Origin of the sequence: Peribacillus sp. B-H-3, assembly GCF_048572925.1 — a bacterium.
GTDB lineage: Bacteria > Bacillota > Bacilli > Bacillales > DSM-1321 > Peribacillus.
Window position 1 is genome coordinate 3,834,574 of record NZ_CP183879.1, and the last position, 18,632, is coordinate 3,853,205.

Annotated in this window: 18 protein-coding genes; 2 read left to right on the forward strand and 16 right to left on the reverse strand. The window is 38.8% G+C overall.

What is annotated here, in order from left to right:
- Window positions 1-181 precede the first annotated feature (181 nt).
- From ACN6MY_RS19155 to ACN6MY_RS19230, 16 genes are all read right to left on the reverse strand, one after another.
- Window positions 182-427: a hypothetical protein gene (locus ACN6MY_RS19155; protein ID WP_419881597.1), complete on the reverse strand. Its 246-nt coding sequence runs from the start codon at window positions 425-427 to the stop codon at window positions 182-184.
- Between the two features lie 143 nt (window positions 428-570).
- The gene (locus ACN6MY_RS19160) at window positions 571-975 is read right to left on the reverse strand and encodes a VOC family protein (protein WP_419881598.1); all 405 of its coding nucleotides are present in this window, start codon (window positions 973-975) and stop codon (window positions 571-573) included.
- Between the two features lie 186 nt (window positions 976-1,161).
- A complete protein-coding gene (locus ACN6MY_RS19165) occupies window positions 1,162-2,109 on the reverse strand; it encodes a helix-turn-helix transcriptional regulator (RefSeq protein WP_419881599.1) in 948 nt (315 codons plus the stop codon).
- A gap of 388 nt (window positions 2,110-2,497) precedes the next feature.
- On the reverse strand, window positions 2,498-3,115 hold the full coding sequence (locus ACN6MY_RS19170) for a TetR/AcrR family transcriptional regulator (RefSeq protein ID WP_419881600.1): 618 nt from the start codon (window positions 3,113-3,115) through the stop codon (window positions 2,498-2,500).
- Window positions 3,069-4,340, reverse strand: a complete 1,272-nt coding sequence (locus tag ACN6MY_RS19175) for an MFS transporter (protein WP_419881601.1) — start codon at window positions 4,338-4,340, stop codon at window positions 3,069-3,071. Before ACN6MY_RS19175 ends, ACN6MY_RS19170 begins: the two co-directional genes overlap by 47 nt.
- A gap of 305 nt (window positions 4,341-4,645) precedes the next feature.
- On the reverse strand, window positions 4,646-5,113 hold the full coding sequence (locus tag ACN6MY_RS19180) for a hypothetical protein (RefSeq protein WP_419881602.1): 468 nt from the start codon (window positions 5,111-5,113) through the stop codon (window positions 4,646-4,648).
- Between the two features lie 389 nt (window positions 5,114-5,502).
- On the reverse strand, window positions 5,503-6,747 hold the full coding sequence (locus ACN6MY_RS19185) for a DUF4153 domain-containing protein (RefSeq protein WP_419881603.1): 1,245 nt from the start codon (window positions 6,745-6,747) through the stop codon (window positions 5,503-5,505).
- Window positions 6,748-6,795: 48 nt separating this feature from the next.
- Window positions 6,796-7,011 carry a helix-turn-helix domain-containing protein gene (locus tag ACN6MY_RS19190; protein ID WP_017153334.1) on the reverse strand — a complete coding sequence of 72 codons (216 nt, stop codon included), beginning with the start codon at window positions 7,009-7,011 and terminating at the stop codon, window positions 6,796-6,798.
- A gap of 11 nt (window positions 7,012-7,022) precedes the next feature.
- Window positions 7,023-7,505, reverse strand: coding sequence for a DUF2975 domain-containing protein (locus ACN6MY_RS19195; protein ID WP_419881604.1), 483 nt, complete (start codon window positions 7,503-7,505; stop codon window positions 7,023-7,025).
- A 277-nt stretch (window positions 7,506-7,782) separates the two neighbouring features.
- Window positions 7,783-9,111, reverse strand: a complete 1,329-nt coding sequence (ltrA, locus tag ACN6MY_RS19200) for a group II intron reverse transcriptase/maturase (RefSeq protein ID WP_419881605.1) — start codon at window positions 9,109-9,111, stop codon at window positions 7,783-7,785.
- 1,377 nt (window positions 9,112-10,488) lie between these two features.
- Window positions 10,489-11,145 carry a GNAT family N-acetyltransferase gene (locus tag ACN6MY_RS19205; RefSeq protein WP_419881606.1) on the reverse strand — a complete coding sequence of 219 codons (657 nt, stop codon included), beginning with the start codon at window positions 11,143-11,145 and terminating at the stop codon, window positions 10,489-10,491.
- 76 nt (window positions 11,146-11,221) lie between these two features.
- The gene (locus ACN6MY_RS19210; RefSeq protein ID WP_419881607.1) at window positions 11,222-12,448 is read right to left on the reverse strand and encodes an MFS transporter; all 1,227 of its coding nucleotides are present in this window, start codon (window positions 12,446-12,448) and stop codon (window positions 11,222-11,224) included.
- Window positions 12,445-13,491, reverse strand: a complete 1,047-nt coding sequence (locus tag ACN6MY_RS19215; protein WP_419881608.1) for a helix-turn-helix domain-containing protein — start codon at window positions 13,489-13,491, stop codon at window positions 12,445-12,447. The genes ACN6MY_RS19210 and ACN6MY_RS19215 overlap by 4 nt, the downstream gene beginning before the upstream one ends.
- 198 nt (window positions 13,492-13,689) lie before the next feature.
- Window positions 13,690-14,700, reverse strand: coding sequence for an aldo/keto reductase (locus ACN6MY_RS19220; RefSeq protein ID WP_419884226.1), 1,011 nt, complete (start codon window positions 14,698-14,700; stop codon window positions 13,690-13,692).
- A gap of 373 nt (window positions 14,701-15,073) precedes the next feature.
- Complete coding sequence (locus ACN6MY_RS19225) at window positions 15,074-15,376, reverse strand: ArsR/SmtB family transcription factor (protein ID WP_419881609.1); 303 nt, start codon at window positions 15,374-15,376, stop codon at window positions 15,074-15,076.
- A gap of 185 nt (window positions 15,377-15,561) precedes the next feature.
- Window positions 15,562-16,404: an alpha/beta fold hydrolase gene (locus tag ACN6MY_RS19230; protein ID WP_419881610.1), complete on the reverse strand. Its 843-nt coding sequence runs from the start codon at window positions 16,402-16,404 to the stop codon at window positions 15,562-15,564.
- A gap of 646 nt (window positions 16,405-17,050) precedes the next feature.
- On the opposite strand from ACN6MY_RS19230, the gene ACN6MY_RS19235 reads away from it, so the two are divergent.
- Both ACN6MY_RS19235 and ACN6MY_RS19240 read left to right on the forward strand, forming a co-directional pair.
- Window positions 17,051-17,845, forward strand: a complete 795-nt coding sequence (locus ACN6MY_RS19235; RefSeq protein WP_419881611.1) for a hypothetical protein — start codon at window positions 17,051-17,053, stop codon at window positions 17,843-17,845.
- 94 nt (window positions 17,846-17,939) lie between these two features.
- Window positions 17,940-18,440 (forward strand): hypothetical protein, encoded by a 501-nt coding sequence (locus ACN6MY_RS19240; RefSeq protein ID WP_419881612.1) that lies wholly within the window; start codon window positions 17,940-17,942, stop codon window positions 18,438-18,440.
- Window positions 18,441-18,632 lie beyond the last annotated feature (192 nt).

Below are 18,632 nucleotides of genomic sequence, written 5' to 3' on the forward strand. Positions count from 1 at the left end.
GCGTCTCCGTGGGACAAGTGCTTATCTTTTTCATCCATCCACCAAACGCTATAGGTATAATCGTATATTCCTGTATTCCTCGGTACTTTGAAATGTCCATTTTCCACAGGTACTTCTATTTCTTTTTTACCATTTACCTGTGAAAGATGAACCTCGTTTGGCTGAGGGTCATAATCAATCTTCAGTTCAATGTCAACACCTGGTTGAACAGAAATAGGCTGAACAGCAAGAGGCCTTTTGCCTTTGGTCCATACTGAATCAACGCATACACTCTTATCTTCATCTTCCCAACAGTAGGAACAGTTTTATAGTGCTTGCCATCTGTTATAATCTCAGCTTTTGGCGGGCGGCTCTCTTTTACATGATTGTTTGTACAGCCAGCTAGAATGGCTGTGATTAAACATAATAAGGACATCCATCTTTTCACACAATCCCTCCTCTTACCGCAATAGTCGTAATAAATCGATCCTACGTTACAACTAAGCCGCAAAAGTTGCCGAAGTCATACTTACTAAACTAACCCCCCCCTTTACTTTAAGTGTAATTCGCCTCACTCACTTCAACTGTCCTTCAACCCCTTCCGCTGAACCGCTTTATAGCTTCCTCGGTCACCGGTTCGAAGAGGTTAACGAGGTTTCCGTCCGGATCACGGAACAACATAGCACGGTTCCCCCACGGCATCGTGGTCGGTTCCTTTACCCACTTGTCAACAAACGGTTTCAAGCGCTCGTATTCGGCATCGACATTGCGGACGCGGAACTCGATGATGACAGTGTGATTATCGGCCGCCACTGCGGAACCAGTGCCAAACAGTGGCACCGTCTGCGAGTGGCCAATCGCAAGGGTGCACGTTGGAACAATGAATTCGGCAAAGACTGGCACGGGGCGTTCTGCCGTAACACCCATGACTTTTTCATAGAACTTAACAAGACGATCCACGTCGTCGGTAATGATGCGTACAGAAGCAAAATTCACGAGATATCATCCTTCCTATAATAAACTGACACCATATCGTTTCATGTCATTTTGGGCCAGAACCAGTGAAAACTTCGTAAAGACCCGATTTAATCAGAAACTGAAGCAAGACATACTTAGCACTTTCTCTCACGCCTTTATGTTTACTTACTCCAATTATAAAATGACGCTACTGACAACAGTATGTCAGTAGCGTTTAAACATTTTTTGGACTTCCTCGCGAATCCGATTTCGGAATGATTCAGGCTCCAATACAATCACAGCAGCTCCCCAGCCAAGCACCCATTGCACCAATTCGTCGAGTTGACGAACGCGTAAGACCACATGCAATCCATCTTGATGCTTTTCCATATTCTCTATGTAATGATAGTTCGATTCTTTCACCTTATCTGCGATATCATGGATAAATTGAAGGCGAACTAGCAAGTGTCGATTATCCTGAGGGGTATAGTCTCTTAAGTTAAAATGTATGGGTAGTTCGAATCGTTCTCCCAGATTGATAAGTTCCGTCATTCGGGACAAGCGGAAATGGCGAATATCTTGGCGCAGATCACAGCGGGCCACGAGCATCCATAATCCTTGAATGAGCACCAATCCATAGGGAGCAACGGTGCGAACACTACTGCGATTCCCCTCGGAATCTGTAAGTCTTTTTGTATAATGAAAGCTGATCTTTCTCTCGTCTAATATCGCTCCACGGATTTTTCCTAGATATTCTTTTTCTTTTGACTGCTTAACCTGTTTATCAGAAATGAGCAAACGCATAGTCTTGCTTACTCGAGATGTTTCATTTCGAACTCTCTCCGGTAGAATGGCCTCAATTTTGCCGCGGGCAGCTTGAGACCTGACACGATAATCGTCATCAAATTGTTGTTCGATAAATTCCGTTCCAATCAACAAGCTCACGGCTTCTGGTACCGTGAAACTGATCGGCGGCAGGAAATAGCCTTCCATCAGGGAATATCCTGTCCCAGGGGCTCCTATAATCGGCACGCCCGCTTCGCTCAGCGCCTGGATGTCGCGGTAGATGGTGCGCACGCTAGTTTCAAATAAGGCCGCCAAATCATCAGCCCGTACAACCTCTTTACGTTGCAGCTCCAGCACGATGGCTAACAAACGGTCTGTTTTGTTCATTGGTTACCCCCTTGAATATTTACTGCAAATAAACATACCACATCTAAATGTAGAAAATAATTTAGTGAATCTGGAATTGTTGGACATGAATATGTATTAACATCTATGAAGGAATCTCTACAACATAAGGAAAGGGCTCTAAATTAATGGAGAACCCCTTCATTTTTTTCTTTATGCATTTGGAAATTAAAAAAGTTTTTACGGCAGTATGCTTTTTGAATAGCAATCAAGACTTTATATACAAGTTATGCATAAAAACTTGTATATAAAGCCTTATTTAAAATACATACATATTTAATTAAAATACCGATTCCGGAAAAGCAAATTTATGAATCATGCTATGAATCTCATTGTAAAAATGTAGACAGCAGCATCACTTCATTTCTATCTACTTTACTCCAAGTGTAATTTTTAAATTTTCCACGAACAACATTGATTGCTCCTTCATCTTTAGATCTTCTGTTGGAAGTATAGCATGGCCAAGTGCCAGCCCATCAATAAATGTAACAATAGTTCGGGCTAAGATATTACTATCATGTACATTGCTGAATTCTCCGCTTTCTTGTCCTGCTCTAATAATATCCGTATATAGTTTAATACCATAATTATATCGTTCTTTACCATACTTTCTTCTGCGCTTATCATTTCTCCCTGTGATGAAAAATTCTAAATTACTTGGTGCTAATGGATCCATCTTATCATCTGGCTCTCGATCTTCACCAAACAGCCTCAATAGCAGTAAATCCCAATAAGAATTATTTTTTTCTTTAAGTAATTCCTTAGTTTCGAGTATTCTTCGAGATAGATTTTCTTCTAATATAGCTTCATATAAGTCTTCTTTATTAGAGAAATATTGATATAATCCACCCCTGCTCACGTTAGCTGCGTCCATTACGTGCTTCATAGTCGTTCGTTCGTACCCATTTTCGATAAATACTTGTATGGCTGCTTCTAAGATTTTAGCCCGACGTTGCTTTATGTGTTCCTCGCTGACTTTCGGAGACATCTTTCTTACTCCTCTCTATTTTACTTTTTGTGAAAAATCCTATTAAAGATACCAAGACCAAGAGAGATGCTGTAATCATAAACGTTGGAACAACCCCTAGAATTGTTGAGAGCCAGCCTCCCAGCAAAGGTCCGATAATGGTTGCTGTTGTTGTTACACTATTTATGACTCCAAATACCCTCCCAGTCATATTAACAGGGGTTTCAATTTGGACCGATGCTTGAAATGGAACAAACACTAAGCTTGCTGAAAATCCTGCAAACAGTCCTAGTAAAGGACCCCAAATGATAGAAAAACGCACATCAAAATGAGTTAATACTGCTATGATACCAAAGCTAAGTCCAATTCCACAAACACCAATAAGCATTAAAGTAAAGGCGTTATAATTGGATTTCTTCGTTAAAAGCAGCCCTGATAAAAACATACCAATACCCGATGATGTCACTAAATAACCAAAAAGATCCGGTGATGCTGCAGTGAGCTCTCTAATTAAGACAATGATTTGTGAGTCCGAAAGCTGTAAGATCAAGAGGCTAAAACCTAATAAAAACATTCCTGCAAGTATATTTGTTTTGGATTTAATAAAAGTAAGGCCTGCTAAAAATTCTTTTTTGAATGAAGAATCTGTTCTATCCTCATTGCCATTCTCTTTTTCAAAAGACTGGACCACTCCTGGTAAAAACAGAATTAAAAGCGCAGATATAAAAAAAGTGGCAGAGTCGATATAAAACACAGGCTTTGTACTAAATGCCGTTACTAATACCCCGCTCATTAAAGGGCCCATCACCTTCGTACCGGAGTCAATCATAGACGTTATGGACATAGCAACTTTCATATCATCATGAGCAATCAATTCCTTTAATTTCCCGTTTTTCGCTGGAATAAATACAGCTGAAAACACGCCGATTGTAAACAAACATATATACACAACCCATATTGTATCAGCTGCAGTAAGAACAAGAATCAGCCCTGCACGAACAAGGTCAGATGTTATCATTAAAGTCTTTCGACTAAACCGGTCTGCGACAGTCCCAGCTACAGGACCTAACAGCGCCATAGGAATGGCTAGACACAAAATGATAAACGATACTTCCATCGGCGAAGCATTCCATTTCAAACCTACAAGAGTAATAATCGCCACTATACTAAGCCAATCTCCAATACTTGATATTGCCTGGGCAAGCATTAGTATTAAATATCCTTTATTTTTCATTAATCCATTCATCACTGTTACCCTCCTTTCAAAAATGACACTAGTGTCTTTTTAATTAATTTTATTATAACGACACCGTTGTCTTTTTACAACCTTATTTTTCCAATTTTCTAAATTTTATTTTTGTTTTTAAGAAACATAAAAAAAGCTGTCAACAAAGTTGACAGACTAACTCAATACTTTCATTTAATACTAAATACTATTTCCTTGTGTTGAAAACCTTAACAAAACTTAATGCCTTAATATGCAGGAGAATATCAAAAAGACGCCTTCTTTCATTTAAACCCCCAGTATTTTTTGAAGGCTGCAAAGTTTTCCTACTGCACGTTAAGGTCAAATTCATATGAAGCGTCTCCGTGGGACAAGTGCTTATCCTTTTCATCCATCCACCAAACGCTATAGGTATAATTATATGTTCCTGTATTCCTCGGTGCTTTGAAATGTCCCTTTTCCACAGGCAGTACTATTTCTTTTTTACCATTTACCTGTGAAAGATGAATTTCGTTTGGCTGAGGGTCATAATCAATCTTCACTTCAATGTCAGCACCTGGTTGAACAGCAATAGGCGGAACAGCAAGAGGCCTTTTTCCGCCTTTGGTCCATACTGAATCAACGCATACACCCTTATCTCCATCTTCCCAACAGTAGGAACCGAGTACAGTTTTATAGTGCTTGCCACCTGTTACAATTTCAGCTTTTGGTGGGCGGCTCTCTTTTTCATGGCTGTTTGTACAGCCAGCTAGAATGGCTATGATTAAACATAATAAGGACATCCATCTTTTCACACAATCCCTCCTCCTACCGCAATAGTCGTATTAAGCCGGTAATACGTTACAACTATGCCGCAAAAAAAAAGCGGCCGAAGAAGCCATGTTTATTAAACTAACGCACTCTTTTGTTGAGGCACATCTTTCGTCTAGCTTATCAAATACGTTTCATGTTTAAATGCTCTTTTCTTAAAGATTGTTGTTTTTTTATATGTTTTGTGAAGCGATTCCGTTGTTAAACCGGGTTGATTGGAGTGTAAGGTGCGAGACTCCTGCTTAGATTAGCGGGAAGGTGAGACCCCGCAAGCATTGCTTGTGAGGCTCACCGCCCGCCCCGCGGAAAGCGAGCATCCTGGAGCGGAAATCAACCACCCTGTTTCAAAGCAACAAAGTTTACGAAAACAGCCTTAAAAAAATACAGGAAAAGTAAATGTAACGAAGGCTGCCCAAATTCCATAGATCGGCAAATACTTAGTAACGGCATCTTGGATAGTTGAAGGTCCGGATTTGTTTTGCAGAAAACGCATGTAGGAGAGCATAATCCAACATAGATTTGCCCAGATAAGGATGTTCACTCCTAAAACAGCCAGTCTATTAGGCGTAATCCCATAAGAAGAAAGTCTAAACACGATGGCTGACAAAGCCACAGTGTCAATGATAAGCGCAAGAACAATTAAGGCAAAATTTATATAATCTGAAATGTTCTTTTTCTCGTCTGAGTCGCTCTCGGTAATGGAAAATATGGTAACGGCCAATACACCAAGGAGAATTCCGTTGAAGGCTATCAGGAAATTGCGGTCCAAGAATGGATCTTTTCCGACCCATATAACCGTTATGAGATAGACCAACAATGTGACCAGGACAAGAGGACTAAAAATTTTAGCTATATATGGCGTAATATTCTTAGCAAGTTTAAGATTCATTGATACCAGGTATGCAGCCACAATAGAGAGAGCGGCAGCACCAAATAAAACGACATTACTAAAATAGAAGTCTTTTATATCCAAACCAACAAAGTTAAATAACTGCATGGTTAACGCCGCTAGTATCATTCCGCTAACCGCCATGCTGGCGTAGAGAATACAATATTCCAAATTAAATGTAATATAGGCTAATCTTGTACTGCCTTTTGAATAGTCATTTCCTGCAAATGCAAGCCCTGCCAATACCCATAAGAATATGGGAAGGTGTAAATAAGCAAGGATAATACTGTCTTTATCATTTAATGGCAGCATATTGAGATATATCCCGGAAATTAGGAACAGCGCAGCAAGGGAATAAATAACACTTTTTTTCGGAGTATTCTTGTAAACAAAATAGGCAGCAATAAAGGGAATTATACCAAAAGCCAGGTTAATTGGAGCAATTGCTTCCTGTTCGACAAAATGGAAAATGATCCTGGTGCATATCCCGGCCAGTATGGATAAAAGGCCCATGAATAAGAAATCTTTTTGAAGGAAGGAAGATTTTTCTGTATTTGCCGTCTCCTTGAAATGCAATCTTTCATACCAAACACCAAGAACCTGAGAATCAGGATTTTGTTCCCATGCGTGTGAGAATGACTTTTTAAAAGCTTTCGGGTCTTTTCTATATAATCTCTCCAGCTCATGAGGGGCAGCAATATTTTCAATAATCAAATTGGTCATGTCCATAGTTATACCTCTCCTAATAATTGTGATATGAAGTTTCGTCCAAAATGTTTAACTGTCTTCATCACTTTTGTATTCTAAAATATCTCCAGGCTGACATTCCAAGGCCTTACAAATTGCCTCTAAAGTGGATAATCGAATCGCTTTTGCCTTTCCATTTTTCAATATAGAAAGGTTCGCCATTGTTATTCCAACCTTCTCCGAAAGCTCTGTTACGCTCATTTTCCTTTTTGCTAACATCACATCAATATTGATTATAATTGCCATTGTTATTCACCTCAGACCGTTAAATCATTTTCTAATTTGATAGTAATTGCTTCTTGTAAAAGTTTTTGGAGAACAGCTGCAAAGACTGCGATAACCATCGAAGCAAAAGGAACAGCCAATCCGACAAAGATAACTCCTGGTGCGTCGTCTGCTTCCGCAAAGATATAGAAGAGCGGCCAAACTAGCACATGCAAAATACTGATTATGATGGCACAGTATTTGATTTTCTTTAAAGCTTTTACAGATAAATCGGAGAAAGCTTTATTTTTGTCAATATAGCGTAAGAGTTTGAAAGCCTGATACAAAGCAAAGTAAAAAGGTATCGCCGATGCATCAAAAATGATGAAAACGAGATATTTTATAAAAGCAAACTTCGGAAGCAATTTTACTGCAAGATTCGCCATCTCAGGCACCAAAAAGATGCACAAAGCAAGAACTGGGACTCCTAAAAGAATAACAGCTATTTTTAAAAACAACGTTGTCACTTTTCCCATAAAAAGCACCTCACATATTTATTCTGATTTTGATTTTAATCTTCATTTTATCGTTTTACAATATATTTTTATTAATTAAGATGATATTTTTATTGTATATTTTTGTTTTAAGCAAAATAAAAAGCATTCCTCATTCAAAGAAATGCTCTATAAATTTATAACTTGTACAGCTAGTCGAGTAGAAGGGAGCCTTTCTACCTTGCGGTAAATTGTACTCCTCCCCCCTCACAGAACCGTGCTTGCGCTATTAACGCACACGGCTCCTCCAAATTATCATTTACAGAATGTAGCTAATTTCTTTTCTTAAATCATAAATATTCACTTTGATTTTCGGTGAAGGTAGTGGATATTTATTAAGAAATAGCCTGAATTTATCCCAAGTAAAGGATTTCCTTTGGCTTCTTCTGTTTAGCCATTTAAATAGTAAGCTCTCGATTTTCTCTTTAAAGTTGTTAACAGTTTGGGTATTATCTGTGATGCAATAATAGTTGTAATAACCTATTAGTGAGCGTTTAAATCTATCCATAATCATATGAATATCTTTATTCCTATTATTCTTCAGCCATTCTTTAGTTTCTCTTAGTTTGCCTTGGACTTTCCTCCTGCTGGTTTTCCGCTTTACTCGGAACTTCCCGTGCTTACTTACCCCACAATAGTGTGTAAACCCGAGGAAATCAAAGGTATCCGGTTTGCCAGTCCCGTCACGTTTTGCATTCTTTTCCGCAAATCGTCCGAAGGGAATTATTTTAGTTTTATCCTCGGCTATTTCCAAGTTAAATTTCTTTAATCTCGCTTTTAATGAATGGAAGAATTGCTGGGCTTCACTTTTATTCTGAAAACAACAAACAAAGTCATCTGCGTATCTTACTATATATGCCTGGCCTTTACATTGTTTCCTAACCACTTTTTCAAACCATAAATCAAGAACGTAATGGAGATAGACATTGGCTAATATGGGAGATATCACTCCACCTTGCGGTGTGCCATTGTCTGTCTTGTATTTCTTACCTTCCTCCATATATCCACCTTTAAGAAACCTGCTGATTATTCTCAGTAGGTTAGTGTCAGTGATTCGGAGTTTCAAGAATTCCATCAACCATTTGTGGTTAACGTTATCAAAGAAGCCTTTAATATCTACATCTACTACATAACTTACTGCTCTCTTCTCAATATACTGATTCAGTATTTTCAGCGCATCGTGGCAGTTTCTATTTGGACGGAACCCAAATGAGCAGTCTAGAAAGTCATTTTCATAGATGGCATTTAGTATTTTCGTAATGCCTTTTTGAACAATTTTATCTTCATGTTCCGGTATTCCCAATGGTCTCATCTTGTTTGAGTTGAGTTTTGGGATATACATTCGTCTTACTGGAACAGGACGATAACTTTTGCTTTTAAGCCTACTTACTAAGTCCTCTATGTTTTCTTCCAAGCTGTCACTGTATTGTTCTTTTGTCGTTCCGTTGATACCAGTTGCCTTTTTATTAGGCAATTCATGATGACACTGAGTTAGGTATTGCTCATTCAATAAATGCGCAAGAGATGTGAAATTCATTTTAGGCTCGGATTTTGCTAACTCTGCTATCCTTAGTAGTTTTGTTTCCATTTATTATTCCTACCTCTGTGTGTAGTAAATGTGTCCCTAGTAAGGGTGATAACTGGTAGCTAGCCTTCCCTCCATCGGCATTACCCAACTTCATTGGTACTACGCTGCTATCCGACTCCCTACAATCGGCATTTGGTTTCCTTGCTTGTTATCGCTTGTAGACTATACTCTTCAATAGAAAAAAAGACCGGTAGGGTCTCCCGAGTTGCCGTATCATATCAATGTGTAACGTGCCAAGGTCTCTGACTCCAGAGAGGTTTTACCCTTCTTGCCTTTGACGAAGGATAAAATGTAGCTTTCTGAACGCAGGTAAGTCATCAGCCCTCTCGATTTACTAACGTTTATGGAGCTCAATCCCTTCAACCATTTGGCTTTCGGCCCGCCACCTAACTGTCTACGCTTAAAGGCTAAAGTTACCTTTAGCCCTCCAAGACTCGCTACGAGCGAATGGCTAGTTCTTACTCGACGGGAATCCCACCCGCTATATGATACGACCTAGGCTCGGCCGCACACCTGCCTCGTTAGTGCCATAAGAAAAGGGCTGTCGCAGCAACCCCTGTTAATGAACTAGTCGAGTAGAAGGGAACCTCTCTACCTTACGGTAGATTGTGTTCCTCCCCCCTCACAGAACCGTGCTTGCGCTATTTACGCACACGGCTCCTCCAAATCATCATTCACAAAAGGTTAATTTTTGCTATCCTTAATAGTTTAGTTTACATTTAAATTTCTACCTCAGTGTGTAGTAAATGTGTCCCTAGTAAGGGTGATAACTTGGTAGCAGCCTTTCCTCCATCGGCATTACCCAACTTCATTGGTACTACGCTGCTATCCGACCCCCTACAACGGCATTTGGTTTCCTTGCTTATTATCACTTGTACACCATACTCTTCTATAAGAAGAGACCAGTAGGGTCTCCCGAGTTGCCATATCATATCAATGTCTGACGTGCCAAGGTCTCTGACTCCAGAGAGGTTTTATCCTTCTTGCCTTTAACGACGGATAAAATGTAGCTTTCTGCTGTGCTTAAGGCATCAGCCCTCTCGATTTACTAACATTATGGAGCTCAATCCCTTCAACCATATGGCTTTCGGCCCGCCATCTAACTGTCTACGCCTAATGGCTAATGTTGCCAGTAGCCCTCCAAGACTCGCTACGAGTGAATGGCTAGTTCTTTCTCGACGGGAATCCCACCCGCTATATGATACGACCTAGGCTCGGCCGCACAAGCACCCAATAGTTGAAGTACAATTCGTCAAAAACTTTTTGCGGATATGCTCCGCCTGTAGTCTAATTAACGGGGTATCAATTTCGACTAACCATTTGTTAGCTGCCTAATTGATCGCTCTAATCCTATGCTATGCACTGAAACCTGCTGCCTTAACTCATATGCAAATTCATCCCATATTGATAAAGATTTAATTTCTTAGCTATTGCCTGTGAGCGGAAATTATCCCAAGCTGTACTGTAAAGAGCATGACATCCTTTTTTATGTATTTCCTTTGCCCAAGCAATAGTACATTCCATCGCATATCCCTTCCCTCTATATTCTTCTAGTGTTTCAACACTTGCCTCTGCTGCTTTTTCATTCATTCTCGCACTGCAGCATACAGAAACCGCTTTACCATTTTCTATGGTGGCAAAAATAGGCTGTCTCCATTCAAATTGGATTAATAAGTTTGGAAAATGTGATAGTAATGCTCCCTTATTTTCATTTGTTATTTTAGTGGCACTGGAAATCCTATTAAAATCTTCAGGAAATATGTATGCAGGACCCATCCAGATGTTACTTATGTCGTTTACTTTATTTATACAACTTACTATTTTTCCAATATCAGGGTTTTCTGAATTTTGATTAACCATTTTTATTACTTCATTAAGTATGATTTTAGGAAAAGACACGCTGAATCGAAGAATGCTGCCCTCTCTAGTACGGCCCAGAAAAAATAATGGTGCGGGACTGAATATTGGCTCATTTAATTCTGTCATTCTTCCAGAGTTGTCTTTTTTAAATAATACATCTGCCTGGATTTCCATCAGCTCGATATCTCGCACAAATATATCCCCCTTAATGTTTAGATACCTTCTTATTCAACTTGTGCCTTCTGTTTTATTAACTGAGTTTTTGCGTTTTCGCATCAAGGAGATTGTTATTCTTTTCTCTAAACGAAGTAATTAAATAAAATAAACCAGGTCCTGCAATTAGGGTTCCGACAATCAAATAAATTTCTCTGCTGCTGAAATGGATAAAATGTGATGAGGCAAAAAGTATTCCTAATGGTGTGGTGATTCTAAAAAACATTAATCTGACAGCACTTAATTGAGATAACCGCTCCCTTGGTGCTTCTTTTTGAAAAATAGCTGCACTCTGTGCATTGAAAAGCGGAAAGAGCATCCCGCCAAACAATTCACATAACCAGGCAAGTGGAGTTAGATTGACAAAAAAGAGCAGTATAAATGATACACCTCCGCCAATTAACCCCAAATACATAACTTGATTATTCCGTGGCAGCTTACGAAGTAATAACGTTCCTATTGCGTAACCAACTGAAAAGCAACCTGAGAAAATGGCATATACCCATGTCTCTCCCTTTAGTTCGCCTCTGATAAATGGAACACTCAGTACCATCGAAGCCCCGACGGCAAATTGAACTAAAGAGGATAGAAAGGTCAGGCGTACTAGCTTTGGTTTTTGAAAGAAGGTTTTATAACCAAGCTTCATTTCTGCCCACCAAAACTTTTTAGTCCAAGTAGGGACTAGTTGTTTCAACTTCACTTGAATATGGGATAAGGAAAGAAAACTTATAAAGAACATCATTGCCGAAATCACATGGATGTATTGCATAGGCATAACAATCAAAAGCAAAGAAGTCACTCCAGGTGCAATAAAGCCCATCAGTCTTAGTGTCCCATCAAGCAATCCATTTGCTTCGACAAGCTCATCCTCCTTGCAAATATCAGGTAGCAGAGAGAAAGATAGGCTGGCATAAATTGGCTGCACTAATCCCAATATGCATTGTAATAATACAAGTCCGGTGATTGTCCCTGTATTTGAGCCAGCCAAATAGCCTAAAAGTGGCAGCGTATAGGAGATTGAACGGATTAACTGAATGTTCTTTAGCATTTTCCCTTTTTCAATATGGTTAAGAAATGGGGAACTGACCATCTGAAGCAGTAAAGAAGGGATATAGTACACGAGCCACAGTATTCCCATCCATTCTTTAGAACCGGTTATTTCATATAATAAAAGACCGTTAATAATAGCTCCTGCCGCTCCTCCAAACTCTGATACTATTTCTCCAGCCCATAACGCTCGAAACGCCCCAGAGAATTTTTTCATATCTGACCTCCAAGATATTCTGTCAGCAGGCCTGAAAAAGTCTGGATTTGATTAATATTGGCATAATATATTCCTTTTTCTGCCTTAACAAATTTCGCTGCCCTCAATAATGACAACTGATGATGCAGCGTAGTTTTTGAAACGTTGAATTGGCTGCTTAAATCTTGGAGTGATAGCGGACCCTTTACCAATTGATAGAGCAATCTTAAGCGGAGGTCATCGCCTAAAGCCTTATGCCCCTTAATTAAATGACTTGAAGGAACACCAGTGTCCAGAAGGCAGTCTTCGTTTATTGGGTAAAAAAAGATCTTGGTTTCCGATGATCTAATTGATAGTACCCATGGCCGGTATGAGACATGAGGAACTAATTTAACTTTCCATACAGACGGTTCTGGAGCATAGATAATTCCATTTGTAATTTGTTCAATCTGTTCGATAGGATTATCCACTTTTAAGGATCGGTATTGTTTTTGTTCAAATTCAAGAGCCTGTATCCATTTTTCCCATCCCTCCCTTTGACTTACCCATTGGTACCACCCATTCAAGACCTCTATTAGCAGATCACAGATTTCTTCAAATGAATATTTGCCAAGAAAGCGTATATATTCTCCTAGATATTCATGATCTTTAAAAAAAGCTGCATATTTTTCAAGAGATTCAGGATCATGAAAATTCCTCACAGTTTCCCTTCTCAGGAGTTCACACTCCCGATTCTTGTAAGGCAGCAGTATTTCATAGAATTCAGATGCAGTCATGTCAGCGAGACTGTACGAAAAATCTTGAATAGTAGGTGACGAAAAGTCATTTTGAAGCATAATAAGTGCGTACCAAAAATTTGTTATTTCTATCGTTTTTAAATGTCCCCTTAAGGCTTCCGACATTTTAGCTTCCTCTGAAACCCACTGTTCATCTAAAATAAATGTATGTCTAAGTTTTGCGTGTGTAAAACCTGAAATTCCAATTATAGTTTCCCATACGGTCGAAAATTCAACTGATAGATTTACTTTTTCAATAACTTCCAACGATTGGTAAAGCTGTTTCACATCGATTCCTCCAAAATACTGATTTACTAAATTCTAATATATAAGAACTTTCTATTCAATATTTTTTGAATTATTAAACAACTGTTGTTATCTTCTTAACTTTTTATTTTTTTACTAACAAAATGTCCAGTATGTAAAAATAAAAAAGGAGTGTCTCTAAATGGAACCATGAGACACTCCTTTTACTTTACTCTTCTTTTATTTTACGCTGAGTGGCAGCGGTGCATGAGATGCTATCAGTTTTTGTTCACGCATTTCTTCCCAGAATGCTGCTGGGATTACAGTGTTCAATGCAGCTTTATCTTCTGCAATTCGCTCAGGTCGGCTAGCTCCGGGAATGACAGCAGCAACTGCTGGATTAGCCAATGAAAATTGTAAAGCAGCAGCCTTAATGCTGATTTGGTGACGATCTGCAATGTTCTTGATTTTCTCTACTTTTGCCATGATTTCCGGTGACGCTTTTTGATACTCGAAGTGAGTACCTCCAGCAAGTACACCTGAACTGTATGGACCGCCGACAACAATGTCCATCTTATGTTTTACTGCATCAGGCATTACCCGCTGTAACGCACGTTCATGGTCCAATAATGTGTAACGCCCAGCCAGCAAGGATACATCTGGCTTTGCTTCTTCCAAATCCAGCATTAGTTCAATCGATTCTGCCCGGTTCACTCCGAGTCCCCAGCCCTTAATTACTCCTTCTTCACGTAAACGTGTGAGTGCACGGAATGCACCTGTCCGGGCAATTTCAAATTGAGAAATCCAATCATCACCATAGAAATCCTGTGCTACATCATGAATATAAACAAAGTCCAGATAATCTGTTTTTAAACGTTTCAAACTATCCTCGATAGAGCGAAGGGTTGCATCCGCGCTATAGTCATTGATGATTTTATTCTTACGGCCGAATTCAAAGAGTCCCCCTTTTTCTCCCAAATCACGTGAAGACGGCTCTTCCAATTCATCTGAAATAATCCGGCCCACTTTTGTACTTAAGATGTAATCATCACGGTTTTTTTTCGACAGTGCTTCACCAAGACGAATCTCTGCCAATCCATATCCATAAAGTGGAGCTGTGTCAAAGTAACGAATGCCGCTTTCCCAAGCAGCTTCCACTGTTGTGATTGCTTCTTCGTCTGGAATATCACGATACATATTGCCTAGTGGCGCAGAACCAAAACCAAGTTTACCCTTCAAAATGTTTTTCATTTGCATATTAATTACCCCTTTTTATATTAGATTAGAGTGCTTTTATAATGGAGAACAATACCTATTTATTTAAACAAAAGTTTATTGTTAGTATGCATTCATTTCTTTAAAAACGTTACATTGTACTCACCTCCTTTATTTGCCTGAAAAACGATAAAAGAAGTGGATTTTATATGAAGTCATTTCATGAAATAACGATTCAATGGCATAAAAAAGGCATTTGATTTCTTCTATTCTATTTACCATTACAGGTTTTAATAAACACAAATCGTCATTTCGTATAATGACGATATGTTATTTCAAAAAAAGAAATCATGCAAGGAACTTATGAATTACAGAAAAACATTGAACATGCTATATGCGTCATCAGCTCTTATATTTCATGTTCAATGATTTCTTTAAGCTGGTTAAAAGCTTCTTCATTCCTTTTATAATATGTCCATTTTCCGTGACGTTTTATTGTCACAAGTCCAGCACGATAAAGAATGGAAAGATGTTGAGAAGCCGTTGATTGTGTAACATTCAATTTTTCATGGAACTGTGTCACACACACTCCCACATCTTGAAAATCCCTCATTTCCTGGGAAGTAAAATGCTTTTCTGGCTCTTTTAACCATTCTAAAATTTGCAGTCTTGTTTCATTTGATAATGCTTTAAAAATGTCAATTGGTTTCATGTCTTTTATTATATCGTCCTATCACGAAATGTAAAGTTATATAAAATCCTACCTTTGAATGATCTTCTAATTCGTAATTGGTATGAATTTAAATTTATTTTACATAGCAGATAAATTATTTACAGATAGCGTCTAATGATAAATAATCGGCGGGCACAAACTTATTACGAGCCTGAGTTGGCTGATTAAATGACTTCTTTGATAAAGGTTTTTATTTCAGCACTAAATCGGTCAGGCTCTTCTAAAAACGGATAATGATTGCTCTTTGTAAATATAATTAAAGTGGCACTCGGGATTAACTCATTCATTTCTAACGAATATGTTAAAGGGCATTGCACGTCATACTTGCCGCAAATAATCAATGTGGGTACTGAAATGAGTTGTAGCTTTCTAGTTACATCAAATACTTGAAGCTCTCTGCTAAAGTAATTCAATCTAATTGACGACATTTTTTTATGTACAGTAAACGGAAAAATTTCGTCATATCTCTCAGGTTGAAATAAGGATAGTTTTGTTCGCTCCTTAGTCAGTTCCCTTCTTGTCTGTAAGGGTAAATCAGAACGCTTCAGCTCTTCAATCAGCTTTTGCATTTTATTGAAATGAGGATGTTCTTCATTATAAATACACTCCGGAGAAAATGTCATATATTCTCTTGCAGCCGCACCAACAATAACGCTGAATGTTAATTTTCCTGAGTAGTAAATGCCGTAAACAACCCCTAGCATTCCTCCTGTTGAATGACCTGCAAATCCCCATTTACGAAGCCCTAATGCTTCACGAATAGCTTCTAAGTCCAATACAGTTTCCAGTAAGCTTAAATCGTATGGCTGTGATGATTTTACTGAATTTCCTGCTTCTCTAAGATTAACTAAGATCACTTTATTTGTACGTATAAAAGTTTCCGCGAAGTAATCGCCTGTCTCATTAAATTCCGAATAGAAATGAGTGACACAAAGCGGCTCTCCTTCACCTTGAGTAAAGATTTCAAATCTTCCTCTCGCTGTTTCTACAAATACCTGTTTCCACATATCCTCTTCACCTATACTTTTTAGAAGTTTATATTAAGTTTTTCAATATATTGGCGAATTACCGCTCCTTTCACCAACAGAAACTTTTTATATGAGAGGAAGATCACAAACCGTAATCCTTTGTTTACCGGGTTGATTGGAGCGCAATATGCGAGACTCCCGCGGAAAGCGAGATTCCTGGAGCGAAAATCAACCGCCTTGTGCCAAACTTGATTACTAAATTGAAATCACTTCGAATCTTTTAATATTTCAATATAAAATCCGTATCAAAGCCAAGATTTATAAACCTATCACCTTTTTTATATACGATATTGGCCCCTTCAATTTTTATCTGCTTCCACCCACTCCTCTTGATAATTAAACGATATACCAAAGGCACCTCTGTACCTGTAGGTGGTTCCCACATATGGTTTCGCTGAACTGAATAACACGTCATCAATATTAATAAAAATTTAAGTTAATTTTAATTGTGTTTTAATTGAGGTTTAATGTATAGCTGACAAGTATGTAATATAGTTGACTAGCATCAACTTAACTGAACAAGAAATGAAAAATCGCAGAAGCAATAAAAAAAACGAGCCGCTCCAGATCGAACTGTGGCGGCAACAACAAGAAAGATTTACAGCTTGGAAGGAGGTCCTAAAACATGAACAAATCTTTATCGGTTACCGGTAATTGGAAAGAGGTGTTTGCCAAAGTTCCGGAAATCACCCTTTACTTTTGGATGACTAAGCTGCTGACGACCGGAATGGGTGAGGTGGCGTCCGATTATTTATTCGAGAATCTAAATCCGCTTATTTCAGCACCGCTAAGTGTTCTAATTTTTGTAGCCGCAATGATATTACAGTTCAAAGTACGCCGTTATATACCGAAGATCTACTGGTTAGTTGTCATTATGGTTAGTATATTTGGCACAATGGCTGCAGATGTGGTTCGTGTAGGACTGGGCATACCCTACGTCGCTTCCACCATTTTCTTTATTGCGGCACTCTCCGCTGTTCTATTAGCTTGGTTTTCGAAAGAAAAAACTTTGTCTGTACACAGCATTTTCACCCGGCGCCGCGAGGTCTTTTACTGGCTCACCGTACTAGTTACATTCGCACTTGGTACCGCAGCAGGAGATATGACCGCGTCAAGCATGCACCTGGGCTACTTTTCTTCCGGTATATTATTTACTGTTTTGCTTGTTATTCCAGCTCTGGGTTACCGATTATTTGGTTTTAATGAAATTTTTTCTTTCTGGTTCGCTTATATCATGACACGTCCAGTAGGTGCCTCGTTCTCGGATTGGTTAGCAGCGTCTCATAGCCACGGCGGTCTGGGGATAGACAAAGGGATAGTCAGCCTTGTTTTACTGATTTTTATTATCCTCCTAGTCACCTTTCGGGGAGGCTCACCCGCAAAAAGCGCAGAATTAGATGACACCGAAAGAGCATCTTAGTCTTTACTAGGTATCTAGAGTGATAAATAGCGGGAAACCACCCTAAAGGAAGGAAATTATAAATGGAAAATCACTCGGAACAACCGTTACGAGTGTGATTTTTCTTATCGCTATATTAACAATCATCATTTTCCTTGCCGTTTCAAAAATTGATACGAATGCTGCAAGTGATATAGCGGAAATAGACCAAAAAAAGGCGAGTAAGAAACATGTGCAAACACAAACGATTGTTGTACTCGTACTTTTCTTAGCTGCTGGCATAGGCGGTTATAACTGGCGCAGTAACAACATTGCATCACAAGGACAAGCTACATTAGCTGGCCAATTAAACGATTTTGTTAAAGTTGAAAATGATATGCTAAATGCTGTAAATAAAAACGACAATTCTTCAGCAAAAAAAGGTGCTGATCATTTGGAAAATCAGTGGGATACACAAGAACCTAAGCTTCGAAATATTGATAGCACAGCATGGACAAAAATTGACGGAACAATTGACTCTGTGCTAGCAGTGGTCCGTTCTTCAAAACCTGATATAACCAAGTGTAAAAAAGCACTTCACAACTCTATTGACACTATAAACAGAGCAAATAAATAATAAGCTTAGGAACCGCCTTCGCGGTTCCTTTTTATAATGGGACTTATATAGGATATGTTTAACAAAGACAAACGTCACAGACCGTTATATCTGCTTGCCATCCTTTCTTTCTCTATAGCCGCCGCATATTCAGAAGCATGTTATTCCTTTTAAGAGATTCTATTGTTGTGAGTTTTGGTTCGGAAATGTTTG